Raw genomic sequence first — 17,837 nt, 5'->3', positions numbered from 1 at the left:
GCCATGGCCTCTTTTGATTCGATTGTCAACGTCGAGGAGTGGATCAGTGACTACTTCCTCACCAGCGATGAGAAGGGCTCGACGTTCACCAAGTGCGTCGCGGACCGGCTGAAGGAGTGGGACAAGGAGGAGTCCTCGCCGTGGACGCTTCTCAAAGCGCAGGTCTCCGCGCTCCAGCTGGCGTTCAGCGCGGATCTTTCCCGCGAGGACGCACTCAACTCCTTGTATGATCAGCTCGACGCCGTCTTCGCGCACCCCACCCCGGAGCCCTGTTCCCTCGAGCATGGCGGCGCTGAGCTCCTGGTGGAGGCCTCGCGCGGCGCGGAGGGTTCGCTGCTGGTGCTGCGCGCCCAGCCGCTGGACACCGTGGAGGGCCTGCAGGATATTCGGCTGCTCCGCCCGGCCACGGTGCGCGGGAAGGATGAGGGATGGTCGCTCCACCAGACGGTGGGGGAGCTCTTCCTCTCGGAGCCGAGCCCCCAGTTCATCCTCGTGTGGGCGGGGAATTGGGCGATCATCGCGGAGCGGGAGTCCTGGCCGCTTGGCCGTTTCCTCGCGGTGAATGTGAGCCTCGCGGTGGAGCGCAATGACAAGCGCAAGAGCGGCGAGCTCGCCCGCGTGGCGGTGATGCTGGCCCGGGAGAACCTCGAGCGCGCGGCGGATCATTCCACCTGGTGGCTGGGTGTCCGCGAGGAGGCCCGCAACCACTCCGTGAAGGTTTCGGCGGACCTGCGGGAGGCGATCAAGCAGTCCATCGAGGTCATCGGCAATGATGTGGTCAACCGTCACCGCGCCCAGGGGCTCGGGGTGGAGGGGCTCGACGGCAACGAGCTGGCCCACCAGGCTCTTCGCTACCTCTACCGCATCCTCTTCCTCCTCTTCGCGGAGGCCTCCCCGGAGCTGGAGATTCTCCCCACCGGGGACGCGGACTATGACGAGGGCTATGGGCTGACCCGCCTCCGCGACCTCATCCTCACCGACCCCACCACCGTCCGCGAGCAGCAGGGCACCCACCTCTACGAGTCCGTGCAGCTGCTCTTCCACCTCATCGACCACGGCCACGACCCCCTCGACGGCGGCGATGAGACCGCCGAGCCCGGCCTCACCTTCCGCTCCCTCTCGGCGGACCTCTTCCAGCCGCAGGCCACCCGGGACATCGACCGGGTGAAGCTCTCCAACCAGGCGCTCACCACCGTGCTGCGCAACCTCCTGCTCAGCAAGGAGCAGCGCGGCCGGGACCGCGGCTTCATCTCCTATGCCACGCTCGGCGTCTCTGAGCTGGGGCAGGTCTACGAGGGCCTCATGTCCTACACGGGCTTCCTCGCAGAAGAAGACCTCTTTGAGGTAGCCCCCAAGGGCAACCCGGAGAAGGGATCGTGGGTGCTGCCCCAGCGCGCAGTAAGGGAGAATCCCCAGGTTGTCCCGGAGGATTCCTTCATCACGGAGGACGTCGTGGATCCCGCCGGCGGCTACCGACGCCAGAAACGCTCGCTGCCGCGCGGCTCCTTCGTCTACCGCCAGTCCTCCCGGGACCGCGAGCGCTCCGCCTCCTTCTACACCCCGCCGGTCATCACGGAGTTCACGGTCCGCCAGGCCATCGAGGAACTCGAGGCCTCCGGCCGCATCTCCTGTGCCGACGACGTCCTCCGCCTCTCCATCTGTGAGCCCGCCATGGGATCGGGCGCCTTCGCGGTGGAGACAGTCAACCAGCTCGCCGAGCTCTACATCCAGAAGAAGCAGGAGGAGCTGGGCCGCAGCATCGCCCCGGAGCGCCGCGCCCAGGAGGTGCAGCGCGTGAAGGCCTACCTGGCCCTCCACCAGGTGTACGGCGTGGACCTCAACGCCACCGCGGTGGAGCTGGCGGAAATCTCCCTCTGGCTCAACACGATGACCGCGGACCTCAAGGCCCCCTGGTTCGGTCTCCACCTGCGCCGAGGAAACTCGCTCATCGGGGCCGCGCGCGCCACGCTCCCGGCCAAGGCACTGCGGAAGAAGGACTACCTCAAGGAATCGCCCACCCGCCACGGCGTGATGGGCGTGGCCCGCGCCGTGGAGGAGCAGCAACCCGACCCCGCCACAACCGGCCGCATCCACCACTTCCTTCTGCCCTCGATGGGATGGGGCTCCGCCGCGGAGTCTAAGGACCTCAAAGAGTTGGTTCCCGACGACGTCAAGGCCCTCACCACCTGGCGAAAGTCTGTCCAGCACGGCCTGGGATCACAGCAGATCCGCACCCTCCAGGAGATCGCCGCCGAGGTGGAACGCCTCTGGCAGATCTCCCTCATCCGGCTGCGCACCGCCGAGGAGGCCGTGCGCCGGGACATCCCGATCTTCGGCCAGGACTTCCACCCCACCTCCCGAAACGTGCGCCGCGCGGACATCGAGCGGGATCTCCTCCACAACCCGGACAGCGCGTACCGGCGCCTTCGCCTGGCGATGGACCTGTGGAACGCCCTGTGGTTCTGGCCCGTCACCCGCGCCGCGGAGGCCCCCAACCTGGACGAATGGATCGCCACGCTCAGCGACCTCATCGGCCGCGACCGTGAGAAGAAGAACGAGTCCACCCAGCGCCTCACGGCCTCCCTCCCGTGGGAGGAGCTCAACGCCATCGAGGGAATGGAGGCCTTCGGGGCCAGTGCGCAGAGCCACGAGCGACTCCTGGAGAAACACCCCTGGGTGAGGATCGCCCAGGACATCGCCGCCGAGCAGGCCTTCTTCCACTGGGACCTCGACTTTGCCGCCGTCCTTTCTACCGGCGGCTTTGACCTCCAGGTGGGGAACCCGCCGTGGGTGCGGCCAGACGTGAAGGTGGACCAGTTGCTCGCCGAGCACGACCCGTGGTTCGTCCTCGCCACCAAGCCCACCCAGGCGGCGAAGAATGCACGGCGGGAGCCGTTGCTTGAGCAACCGGAGGTTCTTCAGACCGTAACGAGCGGCATCACGGAGAACGTGGTCCTCGCCGAGGTCCTGGGAGATGTCACACGCTATCCGTATCTCAAGGATCAGCGCCCCGATCTTTACCGCGGATTCATGAACACGACGTGGAATCACATGCACGAGCATGGTGTGACGGTCCTGGTCCACCCGGAGTCCCACTTCACAGAGAAGAAAGCGGTCACCCTTCGTGAGGGCGCCTATCGGCGACTGCGGAGGCATTGGCAGTTTATTAATGAGCTCAGTCTTTTCGATGTTCATCATTTGGTGTCGTACGGGGTCCATATTTATGGAGACCCGCGTGATCATGCCGATTTCCTCATGGCGTGTAGTTTGTACCATCCTTCCTCCGCGGAGGATTCCCTCAAACACGATGGTTCTGGGGCTCTTCCTGGTTTTAGGGATGAGAACAATAAGTGGGATCTCCGCCCGCATCGCGACCGTATCCAGCACGTTACGAATGACACCCTTAGGGTGTGGAATTCCATCCTGGAGGAGCCCGGAACCCCGATTCTGCACAGCCGCATGGTGTACACGGTGAACACGGAGGCGGCCGCTGTCCTGGAGAAGCTTGCAGCTGCACCACGTATTGGGAGTTTTGACCCGGAGTGTTCGTATGGCTGGGATGAAGGAGCGGGAAAGAAGAAGGGGTACTTTGATACCTCCTGGCAGCACCCGGATTCTTGGAAGGACGTCATCCTTCAGGGGCCGCACCTGGGTGTGTCCACCCCGATGATCAAACAGCCCAACCGCACGATGAAACACAACCAGGATTGGTCTGAGGTGGACCTCGAGGCCATGCCGCGTGACTTCATCCCCGCCACGGCCTACTTCCCTGACCGAGTAGAGAAGAAAGACTATGACCTCGACTATGGAGTGTGGGGTGAGGGGTCCTCGCAAGTTCTGGTGAATAGTACATACCGAGTGGCGTGGCGGCGAATGGCAGCGACAACCGGTTTTAGGACCCTCTATCCTTCCCTGATTCCTCGAGGCTGTAATCACATTAATGGAATTGTATCCATATGGATTCAGGAAAGCAAAGAACTCCTGGTTTCAGGTGCGGCAATGAGCTCAATTTTGTCGGATTTCTATATAAGGTCAACGGCAATTGCTAATATTGGCGGATCGACGGTATCTAATCTCCCCACCGTCACCGATCCCCGCGCCGGGTCCCTCCTCGCGTCCCGATTCCTTCGTCTCAACTGCTTGACCGAGGCCTACGCCCCCTTGTGGGAGGAGGTCATGGGGGAGGTGTGGACGGTGGACTCCCCGGTGCGCGTCGCCACGGAGAGGATGGCGGTGCAGGATGAGATTGATGCGATCGTCGCGCTGTCTCTGGGGGTGAGCCTGGAGGAGCTGCTGATGATTTATCGAACACAGTTCCCAGTGATGCGGCGCTATGACCGGGAGAATCTTTATGATGCTGAAGGTCGGCTGGTGCCCAAGGACATCGCCAAGAAGCAGGAAGCGGCCGGGCCCGGGGTAGAGCTCCCGGTGGAGGATCGCACGTGGGTGCATCCGCAGTCGGACGTCGAGTATGTGGCGGAGTATCCCTTCGCACCCTGGGACCGAGAGGCCAGCCTCACCCGGGCGTACCAGCGTTTTCAGGAAGAACTGTAGGAGACAGGAATCATGTCCGCGCTCAATCCCGCGTATACCGCTCGGCACCTTGCTCGGGGGCTGAGTGAGTATGTGGCCACCAGTTTCTCCCTCGCGGAGGCTGCCACCGCGCAGCAGTTGAGGGAGTTTCTGACGTCGTCGGAATCCTCCATGTTCTCCGGGCCGTACATTCGCACGCGGCTGCCCTTCGCCCCCGCCGAGGACTGGGAGGGCGTGCTGGGGCACCTGCCCGGGTACTTCCGGCCCTATCACCACCAGGCGGAGGCCTTCCGGCGGCTCGCCTCCGAGCGGGACGGAAAGGCGCGACGGCCGGAGCCCACGCTGGTGGTGACGGGCACGGGCTCGGGGAAGACGGAGTCCTTCCTCTTTCCCATCCTCGATCACTGCGCGCGGATGCGGGAGCGCGGGCAATTCGGGGTGAAAGCGCTCATCCTCTACCCCATGAACGCGCTGGCCAATGACCAGGAGCGGCGGCTCGCGGAGCTCATTCTTGAAGAGCCGGCGTACCGGAAGGTGCGAGCGGCGATCTACACGGGGGAGCAGCGGGCCAGCGCGCGCACCTCGGTGAGCGAGGCCGGGCTGATCACCGACCGGGACACCATCCGCCAGGCGTCGCCGGACATTCTGCTCACCAACTACAAGATGCTCGACCAGCTGCTTCTCCGCGAGAATGACAAACACATTTGGCAGAAATCTGCGGCGAGCCTCCAATACCTCGTGCTCGATGAGTTCCACACCTATGACGCCGCGCAGGGCACGGACGTGGCCATGCTGCTCCGGCGCCTCGGACTCAGCGTGAAAGCGCAGCTCCCCGAGGGCTTCCTCAGCGCGGAGGATCAGGAGCGGCCGCTCGGGCGGATCACGCCCGTGGCGACGTCGGCCACCCTCGGCGGGGGAGGGGGCCAGGGCGCCGGCGACGGGGTGCAGGACATGCTCGACTTCGCCTACACCATCTTCGGGGAAAAGATGGACCGCAGCGCGCTCGTGGGGGAGACCACCCTCAGCCTGGAGCAATGGGTGGCGAGCATCGATGAGCTGGTGGGGTCACGCGCTAAGGACACGAAGATGCCCAGCGCGGAACAGGTGCAGAAGATCAACGCGGCCATCACTGCCGCCCAGAAGAAGGGCGAGGACTATGAGGCGGCCGTCCACCAGGTGCTCTGCACGGAGCTCTTTGACTGTAAAACGGACCTGGAGTCCGCCATCGGCGCCGCCGCGCACAATGAGGTGGTCAAAGAGATCCTCCGCACCACCGCCACGCCCTGCCGGCTGGGGGACGCCCGGGACATCACGCAGATCGATGGCGCGGCCGACCCCGAGGACCTCCCGCTCTACAAGAAGGTCCTCAGCCTGGAGGTGATCCGCCTCAACGAGGGCGCCATCGACTTCCTCGTGCACCTGCTCACCGAGATTGCGAGCCTCCGCGCCCGCTACGGTGCGCTCCACGGCTGGGAAGGGAAGCGGCTGCCGGGCGTCGAGACCCAACTGTGGGTGCGCGAACTCTCCCAGGTAGACCGCTATGTGGGGAACCGCGCCGACGGCCACCCCTTCCGCTGGGCCACCCAGAGCGACGACACCAGCGCCGAAGAACACTGGCTGCCCGCCATCTACTGCCGGCACTGTGGGCGCTCGGGGTGGATGCTCGCCGCGCAGCCGGGCGATGCCGGGCTGGTGACCGACCCGCAGAAGATCCGGCGCGGATCCATGAGCGCGCGCTCGCGGCAGCGGCCGCTCATCCACGCGAGCAACGAGGAGCGCGCGGCGGAAGGCACGGCGGAGAAGGCGGACGCCCGTTTCCGCTGGTTGGACCTGGAAATGCCCGGGCTCGTGAGGGATGAGCCCTCGGAGGAGGCCCGCGAGCGCGGGGGAGTAGTGCCCGTGCTCACCTACCCGGCGGAGAAGGCCGAGGAGCTGGCCACGCAGCAGACCTGCCCGGCGTGCGGGGAGCGGGACGGGATCCGCTACCTGGGGTCCTCCATTAGCACACTTCTCTCCGTAGCAACAGCCAACCTGTTTGGCATGGATGAGCTCGGGGAGGAGGAAAAGAAGACCCTCGTCTTCGCTGATAGCGTCCAAGATGCCGCCCACCGCGCCGGGTTTGTGCAGGCCAGGGCCAGGACATTCGCCCTGCGCACGCGGCTACGCCAGGCACTCGGCGAGGGCCCGCGCAGCCTCCCCGAGATCACCGAGGCCGTCCTCCGCGCCGCTGAGGAAGACCCCCGCCCGGAGCGCGCCCGCTACGAGCTCCTCCCGCCAGAACTCGCCGAGCGCACGCTCTTTGCCCCCTTCTGGAATGGCGCCAGCCCGCGGAGTGCGGCCGCGAAGGCGGCGCAGAAGGCGGCGAGGGAGCGGCTCAGCCTGGACATCGCGCTGGAATTCGGGGACCGCGCCGATCTCCCCCGCAGCCTCACCTCCTCCGGGGCCGCGAGCCCCTACGTCCACATCAGCGAGGACGAGCTCCGCGAGACCCTCCAGACCCTCAACCTCACGGAAGACCCGGCCACCCGCGCCTGGGTCCACGGCATCCTCGAGTACATGAGGACCCAAGGGTCCATCGAGCACCCGCTCCTGCGCAGCTACATCAGGCACAGCTGCAACCCCTACCTCCTCAACCGGCGAGAAGCCCGCGCCCGCGGCGTCCCCGCCTTCCCCCGCGGCGGCACGCCCCGCTTCCCGCGCCTGGGCGGAACACGCCCATCGCGCGACTCCTGGGACGGGCTCCTCCTCCCCGAAAGCCGCAACAGCTGGTTCGCCCGCTGGACCCGCCACGTCCTGGGCGGCAGCACCCACGAGCGCGCCCGCACCGTGCGCGAACTCCTCCAGGAACTCGCCCACCAGGGAGTCCTCCACGCCATCCCCGCCGCACACGACGACGGCATTATCTACGCCATCCCGGCCGAGCGGGTCTGGGTGGACGTCGACGCCCACCCGCGCGCCCTCGACGCCGCGAACTCAGGCTTCCGCCTGGGCGTCGGCGGACCGGCGCGGGAGGCCCTGGACGGCCAGCCCAGCTTTGCCGCCGAGCGCCCATCGGAGGCCGGCGAGGACGTCGAGAGATTCCACCTGGAGGACATTCCCACCAACTACTACCGCACGCTCTATGAATCCACCCACGCGCGCGGGGTGGTGGCCAAGGAGCACACGAGCCTCCTCGAAGACGAACAGCGCCGCGAGATCGAAGAAGAGTTCAAGAAAGACGTGGAGGATCAGGCCGCCAACGCGCCGAACGTGCTCGTGGCCACGCCCACCCTGGAGATGGGCATTGACATCGGCAGCCTCTCCACCGTGATGCTCTCCTCCCTGCCGCGCTCCGTGGCCAACTACGTCCAGCGCGTGGGGCGCGCCGGGCGACTCAGCGGAAACTCCCTGGTCATGGCGTTTGTTCGGGGGCGCGGGGCCTCGCTGCTCAAACTCGCTGAGCCGCTGGAGACCATCGGCGGGGCCGTGAGCGCGCCCGCCGCCTACCTCTCCGCGCGGGAGATCCTTCACCGGCAATTCCTGGCCTACCTCATCGATAGCCACCCGATCCCCGAGTCCATCCGCCCACCCCAGGACGCCCAATCCATCTTCACCGACCGCGGCTCCACCCTCCTCGACCTCATCGCCCAGTGGGTGGAGGAGGGCATCGCCGAAGAACTGGCCGCCTTCCGCGGGACGCTCGCCGCGCACACCCCCACCGATGTCCTCGATGAGCTCGAGCACTGGGCCACCCAGGAACTCGTGCCCACGCTTCGGGCGGTGCGCGCCCAGTGGCGGCAGCAGATCATCCAGCTCCTCGAACGCCGCCGCGAACTCGACGACGCCGAGGCGACACTCCGGGCGCTCGTCGACACCCCCGCCGCCGACGACGACACCAAAGAGCAATACCGCTCCACCCGCGCAGCCATCCGGCTGGTGAATAAACAACTCGAGGACACCCGCAGCAGCTACTGGATCTCCGCGCTGGAACGCTACGGGCTGCTGCCCAACTTCACCCTCTTCGATGACGCCGTGGAGTTTGACCTCTCCATCGCGCGCTACACCGAAGCCGACCACCTCACCCACGAAGTCCGCAGCTATGAGCGCTCCTCCGCCACCGCGCTCTTCGAATTCGCGCCCGGCTCCACCTTCTACGTCCAGGGTGTGGCGGCCATGGTGGATAGCGTCGAGATCGGCTCCCACGGGGAGGCCATCACCCAGTGGCGGCTGTGTCCCGAGTGCTCCTACTCGGAGGTCATCACCGGCGAGGAACGCTGGGCCCCCGACGCCTGCCCCCGCTGCGGCTGCGCCGAATACGGGGACGTTGCGCAGGTCATCGACGTGGTGGAGATGACCAAGGTGTACGCCTCCGTCGACGAAAACCGCTCCGCCATCGACGGCTCCCACGACGAGCGCGCCACCGCGGTCTACCAGAGCATGCTGAGCTTTGACGTCCCCGAGAACGTCGAGAGAAACCCCTGGTTCCTGGAGGGCACGGGCTTTGGCGTGGAATACCTCTCCTCCGTCGAGCTGCGCTGGCTCAACCTAGGGCCCCGCACGCACGGCCCGGAGCGCCGCATGGCCGGGCAGAAGGTGGAGGCCCCGCTCTTCCGCGTGTGCCGCCACTGCGGGCACATCGACTCCCAGGCGGGCAGCAACGATTGGCGCGACCACCAGCGCTGGTGCTCCCACCGCCACGCCGCCCAGGAGGACTCCACCACCTTCGCCCTCGGCCGGCGCATGAGCACCCAGGGCGTGCTCCTCCACCTGCCGCGCAGCCTCGTCGCTGCTGATAGCTCCAGCCTCCCCAGCCTCATCGCAGCGATCCGCATGGGATTCAAAGAGCACCTGGGCGGGGACCCCAGCCACCTCGATGTGTCCGAGGTCCGCGCCCCCAGCGCCGGCACCGTCACCACCATGCTTCTCCTCCACGACGCCATTCCCGGCGGCACCGGCTACCTGGCCTCCTTCGCCTCCCCGGAGGACATCCGCTCCATGCTGGAGAAGACCTACCGCCGCTTGCGCGCGAGCATCGACTCCGGCGGGCCGCGCGCCGGCGTCTACCGCAACTGCCTCCTCCCCTTTGCGCACGGCCTGGACACCACGGAGGTCTCCCAGGAGAGCGCGCTGGCCACGCTCACCCGGATCCTCGCTGACCAGGAACACCCCGGGGAGGACTGCGAGCCCCTCGACAGCCCATGGAAAGAACGCATCGTGACCCAACCGCACACCAGCACGGAAAGCGAGCTCGAGGTCCGCTTCCGCGAACTCCTCATCGATGACCTCACCGAGGCCGGGGCCACCATCACGCCGTCGACCTCCAAGAACATCCGCTCCTGGACCATCTCCTTCCCCAACTCCCCCCACGAGTGGACCATGCGTGAGCAGGAGGAATTCGGCTTCACCCGCCCCGACTACTACTTCAGCACCCAAAGCCCCGACATCCGGGACATCGCCGTCTACCTCGACGGCGCCGCCTACCACATCAGCGAGGAACACAACCGCTTCGCCGGGGACATCGACAAGCGCAACCGCCTCTACCGGGACAAGAACGTCCTCCCCTGGTCCATCACCTGGGAGGACACCACGGTGCGCCAGCGCGTCAGGCGCGGTGAGCCCATCGACCCGCCCCTGTGGTACGACGCCGTCCTCGGCTCCAAACTGTCCCTGGTGCAGGGAATCACCGAGCACGACATGTGCCTGGACCCCTTCACCCACCTCCTCGAACTCCTCCAGCGCCCCACCGACCGCTGGGACAAACTGGCCGTCTGCAGCTTCCTCTTCACCTCGCAGCGCCCACCGCAGCTGCCCAGCTCCATTCACGCCGAACGCCGCGGAGAGAACGGCCTGGACCTGGTGCTCGACACCGGCGCGAGCACCGTCGACCCCGAGGCCTGGCGAGCATTCCTCCACCTCACCGACCACTTCTATCTCTCCCCCGAGGGAAAGGACTACTCCATCGACATCCGCGTCACCGGGGTGGGGGAGAGCGCGGAGCCGAGCGCGCCCGAGGTGGGCGTCGAGACCCCAGAGACCCCGGAGGCCCAGGAACCCGGGGACGCCCTTCCGAGCGAGTGGCAGGCAGCCCTCGAGGACTACGCCGGCGACGAGGACGCCGAACCCATCCTCACCGAGCTCGCCCGGCGCGGCCACCCCGCCCCCACGAGCCTGGGCGAGGAGATCGACGGCGTCATGACCATCGCGGGGTGGGAGGACGGCCCCACCTACCTCGTGTATTCCGAAGACAGCGGGGCCATCACCCGCCCCGGCTGGCGCATCCTGGCCGCCACCCCCGCAAGCATTGAGGAGTTGACCGCATAAATGAGCCCCACGTCCACACCCGTCGCCCTCGTCTCCCTCAAGGCGAAGACCCCCGTCCCGCCGGGCATCCGCTCCGAAGTCATGGCCTTCATGGAGAAGCTCAGCACCAACCCCACGAGCTCCTCCCTCCACGTCGAGCGCATCAACGCCGCCCGCGACAAGCGCGTCCGCACCGCCCGCGTGAATGACAAATACCGCGCCGTCCTCTTCGAAGTGGACAGCGCCGTGGGGAAGCACTTCCTCATCATCGGCTTCTACCACCATGATGAGGCCTATCGCGTGGCCCCCCGCGCGCAGCTTCGCCTCAACCCGGTCTCCGGCATGATGGAGGTCCTGGACTCCCCCACCAGCGCCACCAAGCTCAGCCGAGAAGAAATCGAGTCCCGCGCCCAGGCGATCGCCGCGCAGCGGGAGGCAGAGCGGCAGGCGAAGGAGGAGGAGAAGCGGGCTGCGGCTGCTGCCGCAGAGAAGAAGCGCACCCCCGCGGAGGTGCTCCTCGACGCCGGCATCACCGAAGAAACCCTGGTCACGGAGCTGGGCATCTCCCTCGAGGCAGCGGAGGCCGTGTTCCGCGCGAGCACCGAGGACGAAGCCACCAAGGGCAACCGCAGCGCACTGGAGTGGGAAAACGACGCGGTGAGCGGGCTCCTCGCGGGATTGACCCTCGAGGAGGTCAAGGATGATCTGGACCTGCAGCGCCCCGAGTCCGACCCCGAGAGCGACGAGGCGATCGTCGAGGCCCTCCAGCGGCGGGCAAACAAGGACCTCTTCAAGGTTGCGGAGAATGAGAAGGAGCTCGCCGACATCATCGACGAGGGCTCCTTCAACCAGTGGCGCATCTACCTGCACCCCAGCCAGCGGAAGGCCGTCGAGGCTAACTACAGCGGCTCCGGGCGGCTGATCGGCGGGGCGGGGACGGGCAAGACCGTGGTCCTCATCCACCGGACGAACCGGCTCCTCGGAGAGAACCCCACCTCCCGGATGTTCCTCACCACGTTCACGAGGAAGCTCGCCAACTCCCTGAAATCCCAGCTCAACCTGCTGAATGGCACGTTCAATGAGGCCAGCCAGCCGGGGATGCCGGGGCTGTGGATCAGCGGGATCGACGCCACCGTGTGGCGGGTTATCACCAACGCGAACCCGGTGGAGCGGCCCCAGGCGATCGCGAAGGTCCTCGGCGGGGAACCGGCGCGGGATACGTGGGGCGCCCTCAAGGACCGCGAGGAAGAACGCCTGTGGTTGGACGCGCTGGACGTCGTGAACCCTGAGTCGCTGGCCCGCGAGAAAGCGCACCCCACCTTCCTCTCCCAGGAGTACAAGGCGGTGGTGCTGGGGCAGGGGCTGAGCTCGGAAAAGGAGTACCTGCGGGCCAAGCGGCCCGGGCGCGGCACCTCGCTCAACCGCGCCGAGCGCAAGGAAGTGTGGCGGGCCGTGAGCGTGTTCGTGCGCCGCTGCCTCGAGCGTGGCCAGTACACGTACCCGCAGCTCGCGAGCATCGCCGCCGAGATCCTCACCCAGCGCGGCATGCCGATCTTCGACCACGTGCTCGTCGACGAAGCCCAGGACTTCCACCCCGGGCACTGGCGCTTCCTCCGCGCAGCCACCGCGCAGGGCCCCAACGACATCTACCTCGCCGAGGACTCCCACCAGCGCATCTACGGCCAGCAGCTCAAGCTCTCCCACTACGGGATCTCCACGCGCGGGCGCGCCACCTGCCGGCTCACCGTCAACTACCGCACCACCGCGCAGACCCTCCGCTACGCCTCCGCCATCCTCGACGGCACCGAGTGGGTCAACGCCGAGGGCGACACCGACACCATGAACGGCTACCGCTCCCTGCGCAGCGGCCCCGAGCCCATCCTCCTCACCTCCCAGACCCCCGCCGAGGAATACGAAAAAATCCTCCCCTACCTGGAGCAATGGCGCGATGAACCGGAGGTGAGCATCGGCATCCTCTGCCGCACCAACAACCGCTGCGCCGACGTCGCCAACGCCCTCGGGGAGAAGGGCATCGATGTCAGCATCCTTCACGACGCCAACTCCGCCGCCTCCCACCCCATCACCGCCATGACCATGCACAACGCCAAGGGGCTGGAGTTCACCCACGTCATCCTCCTGGGCCTGGGCCGCGAGAGCCTCCCGCCCAGCTACCAGCTGAGCGGCCTGGCCCCCGCCGAGCGTGAGGACGCCCTCCAGCGCGAGCGCGCCCTGCTCTACGTGGCGGCCTCCCGCGCGCGGGACCAGCTCATTGTCAGCGTGATGGGGGAGTGCTCGGAGCTGCTGCCTGCAGCACCCGAGCGCAGTGCATGATGAGGTAGGTGCGCTCCTCCCAGGAGCACTCCCGGCCCACAGCCGTGGGCATGGGAACCTCCTCATTGGTCCTTAAGAACACGAAAAACCTGGCTGCGAGTGAGGAGACTCTGGGCACACACGATCCGAAAACGGTGTGTGTCCATCACACGCAGCCAGGTTTTGCTTCCAGAATCAGGCAGGAATAACAACCCTGACGAAACTGCCTTCAGTCTAGGGGGAGTGATCCGTGTCCACAAGGAGCGGTGGGGTGGGATATGTCATACTAAGGGCTGGGGGTTATCGGTGGCTGCCAGTGGCCGGCAGCTCCTGTGGTGGCGCAGTGGCGTGGCCGTGGTGGGCATTATGGCGTGAGATTTTCGGCGACCACAATTCAAGCTCGCGCCAATTGTGTGGGGTTCCGGTCCTTTCGAGTGGGATGAGAGAGTTGGTGGGGTATGTGCGGAGCGCTTCCGGTATGAGGGCGAGCCCCTCCTGGAGACCAAGCTGTAATTGCAGGTACCGTATGAGGCATAATTGACCGAACAGTTTATGTAACTGGCGATTAGCCTCTCGCATTCGGTGGTCATTAATCGGCTTCGGCTTCATGCTGAACACTCGAGTAAAAATCCTCGCTTGATGCGCCGCATGATTTCTTAGTACATTGAGTGACCTCAGCCATGATTCAAGCTGAGGGGCGGTCATTGAACAGATTTGAGCTATTTCTTCACGGGGTTGCCGCGGACTGAATTGGTAAAGGCGTGAGAGCATGCCCCAATCCATGATTTCTACCGCGACCCAGATGGGTAGGATAGAGTTGTATTTCCTGCGATAATGAACAATAAAGTCTTCGCGTGAGACGGCCAGGGAGCTGTGATACTTGTTCCTCCACTCCTGATATGTTCTGATTCTCTTCTTTGCTTGTTTATCGGGAGCAATAGACAGCTTTTGTTCATTCAGGTGAATGAGTGGATCGATCTTTCCTAAATGATAACTCAGGAGCGATCGGAAGGCGATCTCAATTGGAGATAGGCAAGAAATTATTGAACTCCGAATGAGAGAATCGAAATGATAGAGGTCAGCAACCAGCTCAAAACTGGTTCCCTCGCGAAATTTATCGAGCGGGGCATGAGTTTTTGTATCCAGCTCGCGCATGGAATGCCAGTAGCCTGAGAGACGGTAGTAATTGTGGGTATGGAGCATTTTTAATGCTAATTCGGGATCGTGGAATTCCATGCCGCGTGAGCGGAGGATATTGATCTGTTCTTCGTAGGTCGAGAAAGGTTTGACCATTGTTGTATTCCCCCCGAGATGTAAAAAGGGACCGGCCCTGGGCTCCCGTACGTGACGGGCGGCGGAACCGGTCTTGTTACATGTCATCCTAGCAGGCGCCGCAAAGCCGCGCTAGTCTCTCGTTATTCCATGGGGAGACCAGCGGACTTCCATGCGTCCGTGCCGCCGTCGACGCTGTAGATCTCCGCGGCGTCATCGCCGGCAACCTGGCTGAGGTACTCCGCAACTTGCGCGGAGCGCCCGCCGAGGTGGCAGATGACGTAGACGTCGCGGCTGGTGTCCACGTCCTTGACGTGGGCGGTGAACTCGCTCATCGGGAGGTTGCGGGCACCCTTGGCGTGGCCACCCTGGAACTCGTCGGGCTCGCGGACGTCGATGAGCTGGGCGTCGGCGGGAACATCGTGAACAGTGCAGATCTTCATGCGACCACCCTACCTACTGGCCCGGCAGGGGGAGGGCGCCGAGTTTCAGCGCAGCAGCTCCGCAGCGCCCCGCACGTGGTAGGCGCGGGTGTGTGTCGGGGGAAGGTGCTCCGGGCTCAGGCACCAGAGGGTTGCTCCGTTGGGCTCGACGCCCACCCTGGCGTACCCGCAGCGGCGCGAGACTGCCTCGCTGGCCGAGTTTCCCGACTGGGTGAGGGAGTACAGGGCGGGGGCGTCGAGGTGACGGACAGCGAAGTCCGCCACCATGAGTCTCATGCGGGTGCCCAGGCCCTGGCCTTGGTGCTCGGCGAGGACGTAGGAACCCGTGGAGAAGCGCTCCCCGCGGCGCAGGTCAATGCACCCGATGAGCTCCTCCCCGCGCCAGGCGACGAACTTCACGCACCAGCGCGTCGAGGGGCGCGTAGGCAGGGCGCGGATGAGCTCATGCTGGACGGCCAGGAACTCCTCGGGGGAGCCTCCTAGCCAGGCGAAACGGTAGCTCACCGTGGGGTCGCGGAAGATGTCCTCCGGGCGGGAGCGCAGGCTGAGGGCCTCGGCGGCGGCTTCGTCCATCACCTCCAGGCGCAGCGGGCCGGAGTAGAGGCGAAGCCAGGCGAAAGCGGGGCTGAGCATGGAGCGCTCCAAAGGGTAGGGAGGGATTCGCGATAAGTGTAGCAGCCTGAGTGAAGAGAGAAGCTCATGCGAAAGCCCCATTGTGGGCGGGTCGCCCTGCGCCCCGCGCTGGACGCCACCTTGACGGCGTGAGTGTGCTACCCGCTATCGGGGGAGCGATCGTTTATCCAATCCCGCGCGTCGTGCTGGCAGGGTATCGGTCAGCGCAGCCGTGTGGCGGGCAACTGAGCGTCTTGGCCTGGCCACAAGCGTGGCGACGGGCTGCAGAGAGCGTCGCGCAGCTACCGTGCGCGGCCTCTAGTGGCAGCGCGACCGCACCGTGGACATGCCAAGTTACAGGACTAAACATGACGGGTGATGGGTTGCCCTCAAGAGGGTGATTGATCCCCTTCCTGCGGCTCGTCATGCTAAGGGTAATAACCTGCGCAGTGCACGGTGTGTGCCATGCGCCTTCCATCCCGAGAGGCGAACGTGATGTCAAAAACTATGAAAGTGATGCTTGTTATCCTCGGCGTCATCGTGGTGGTCGCGGCTGCTGCCGTGACGGGGGCGTTTTGGTACTCCTCCCGGGACCACGCTGCTGATCCGGTAGCGAAGGAGGGGTCGGCATCGGCCACGACAACGGTGAGTGATGAACGCATTCCTGCGTCGAAGGAGAGGAAGGAAGAGAAGGAATCGGAGGCCGATCTGCAGAAGCGCTGTGAACCGTCGGTTATCCAGAAGACCCCAACATTCGCCAGAATGACCGCGATCTACTGCGATGGCACCCATTTGCGCGCAGGCATACCCAATAGCGGCACTTTGGCGCTCGCTGTGTGGGAAGGGAATAGCTGGAAAGAAGTCCAGGCAGCGGGGAGGACTGAAACTGACTTCCCCTGTTACAACACTGATGACCTGAAGGCGATGGGTTTCCCGGATGCTATCGTGACCAAGGTCACTACGTGCAATGAGGCGGCCCCCGCCGCCCCGCAGAAATCGAACCGTTATAGGAGCGTCGTCGGTTTGGGTGAATCCAGGGTGGCCGATGTGTCCACTCCTCCCTGCGATGGCCGCTATATCCTCATCCACCAGTCCGTCCTTGGGGATGCTGACCAAGTCAATGACGAGCTCGCTACGGCCATCATGGGTCACCCAGACAGGGAATACACCTACCCGGGGCAGTGCAGCTCGCTGCGGGCGCAGGTCGATGGCGTGGATGTCTACCCTGTCTACACGGACTACGGTACGAACTTGCAGGCGATGTGTGCCGCCAAGCAACGTGAAGGCGGTAATGGCCGCACGCTAAATAACAACGGCGACTTCACCGATCCCTGCTAACCTCACATGTCCTCGGCCCTGGAGATCCCCCACGACGATGCCCGCTCATGACTACCACCCGCCGGTCAACGACGTACCGCTCACAGCCGCGCAGCTCCAGGGCGCGAGGAACCGCGTCACCCTATCCTCCGATCTCATGCGCCGTGCGGCGACACTAGCAGGATATGACCGTTACCCCGCATTTGAGGACGGACATGCGACCTCATTAACAGACGTCATGGACGTGGGCGATGTTCTTGAATTAATGCTCACCGCGCAGCTCGGGCAGCTGGAAATTAACCCGCCGGGAAATCGGAAACAGGAAGGCAAACTGGCCGCGGAGGTGTTGCGTCGAATAGCGCAGGGGGACATTGTGACCCGCCGACAGATTCACGACGAACTCCCGCCGGAAACCGTCGTGCTCTTTCGGATGGGAGCACCCCGGCTGTGGTCCTATTCCATTGACCAGCGGCTGCCCAAGGATGCGCACCTCGCGATGTCGGATAAAGAACGCGGCGATCCCAGCGAGCCCATTACGGGGCCGACGACGGCCTGGCTTGGCGAACGCGTGGTGGACGCCGTTGACCTCAGCTCTCTTCCCACCCAGGTGCCGGGTATCCCCTGGGAGAGCGATGACAGCTACCGCAGGCTGCGGCTCGGCATGTCCTTGGCGGATGATTATCTACAGGTCTGGAGCTCGGCCAGGGGGCACTGGAGCGTGAGCGCCGATACGCGCTATATTGTCCCCTCCCGATTTGGTTATTGCCCCTTCGTGTTTAAAATTCCGCCGGGGGCGTGGCGCCGTGAATCTTTCGAGCACGGGCGTGACCGTTATATCGCCGAGCGGGGATACTTCATTGACCTAGAGAATGAGTGGCTGGTGGAACTCGGGGAGCCCGATCCGAATAACCAATGGCTCCCCACAACCAGATTCGCCGACGAGGCCCCCACGGAGCGGGACCTTCAGGTGGCGCGCGCCGTGAGCGAGAAGATCATCGCGGTCGGGGCGGGGCAGAAGAACCCGATCATTCGCTTGCGCCAAAAAGGGCGCCGCCTCTTTTAGCAATGCTG

At 65.1% G+C, this 17,837-nt stretch carries 8 protein-coding genes; 5 read left to right on the top strand and 3 right to left on the bottom strand.

All coding sequences use genetic code 11. From position 1 onward, the window contains the following. Positions 1–3: 3 nt before the first annotated feature. The 3 genes from L1O03_RS08545 to L1O03_RS08535 are packed head-to-tail and all read left to right on the top strand — an operon-like array spanning position 4 to position 13,143. On the top strand, positions 4–4,554 hold the full coding sequence (locus L1O03_RS08545) for an Eco57I restriction-modification methylase domain-containing protein (RefSeq protein WP_236119362.1): 4,551 nt from the start codon (positions 4–6) through the stop codon (positions 4,552–4,554). 12 nt (positions 4,555–4,566) lie between these two features. Next, complete coding sequence (locus tag L1O03_RS08540) at positions 4,567–10,833, top strand: DEAD/DEAH box helicase (RefSeq protein ID WP_236119361.1); 6,267 nt, start codon at positions 4,567–4,569, stop codon at positions 10,831–10,833. After that, entirely contained in the window at positions 10,834–13,143 is a 2,310-nt protein-coding gene (locus tag L1O03_RS08535) for a 3'-5' exonuclease (protein ID WP_236119360.1), read from the top strand. A 279-nt stretch (positions 13,144–13,422) separates the two neighbouring features. Here the strand turns inward: L1O03_RS08535 and L1O03_RS08530 are convergent, their stop codons facing one another. From L1O03_RS08530 to L1O03_RS08520, 3 genes are all read right to left on the bottom strand, one after another. After that, entirely contained in the window at positions 13,423–14,415 is a 993-nt protein-coding gene (locus L1O03_RS08530) for an Abi family protein (protein ID WP_236119359.1), read from the bottom strand. A 122-nt stretch (positions 14,416–14,537) separates the two neighbouring features. Next, positions 14,538–14,837: a rhodanese-like domain-containing protein gene (locus tag L1O03_RS08525; RefSeq protein ID WP_236119358.1), complete on the bottom strand. Its 300-nt coding sequence runs from the start codon at positions 14,835–14,837 to the stop codon at positions 14,538–14,540. 45 nt (positions 14,838–14,882) lie between these two features. Further along, entirely contained in the window at positions 14,883–15,470 is a 588-nt protein-coding gene (locus L1O03_RS08520) for a GNAT family N-acetyltransferase (RefSeq protein WP_236119357.1), read from the bottom strand. Between the two features lie 495 nt (positions 15,471–15,965). Between L1O03_RS08520 and L1O03_RS08515 the strand changes: the two genes are divergently transcribed. Continuing rightward, entirely contained in the window at positions 15,966–16,787 is an 822-nt protein-coding gene (locus L1O03_RS08515) for a hypothetical protein (RefSeq protein ID WP_236119356.1), read from the top strand. 37 nt (positions 16,788–16,824) lie between these two features. Further along, positions 16,825–17,829 (top strand): hypothetical protein, encoded by a 1,005-nt coding sequence (locus L1O03_RS08510; RefSeq protein WP_236119355.1) that lies wholly within the window; start codon positions 16,825–16,827, stop codon positions 17,827–17,829. Positions 17,830–17,837: the final 8 nt, after the last annotated feature.

Origin of the sequence: Corynebacterium uropygiale, from assembly GCF_021568315.1 — a bacterium.
Classification (GTDB): domain Bacteria; phylum Actinomycetota; class Actinomycetes; order Mycobacteriales; family Mycobacteriaceae; genus Corynebacterium; species Corynebacterium uropygiale.
This window is presented reverse-complemented; position numbering and strand designations above follow the sequence as displayed.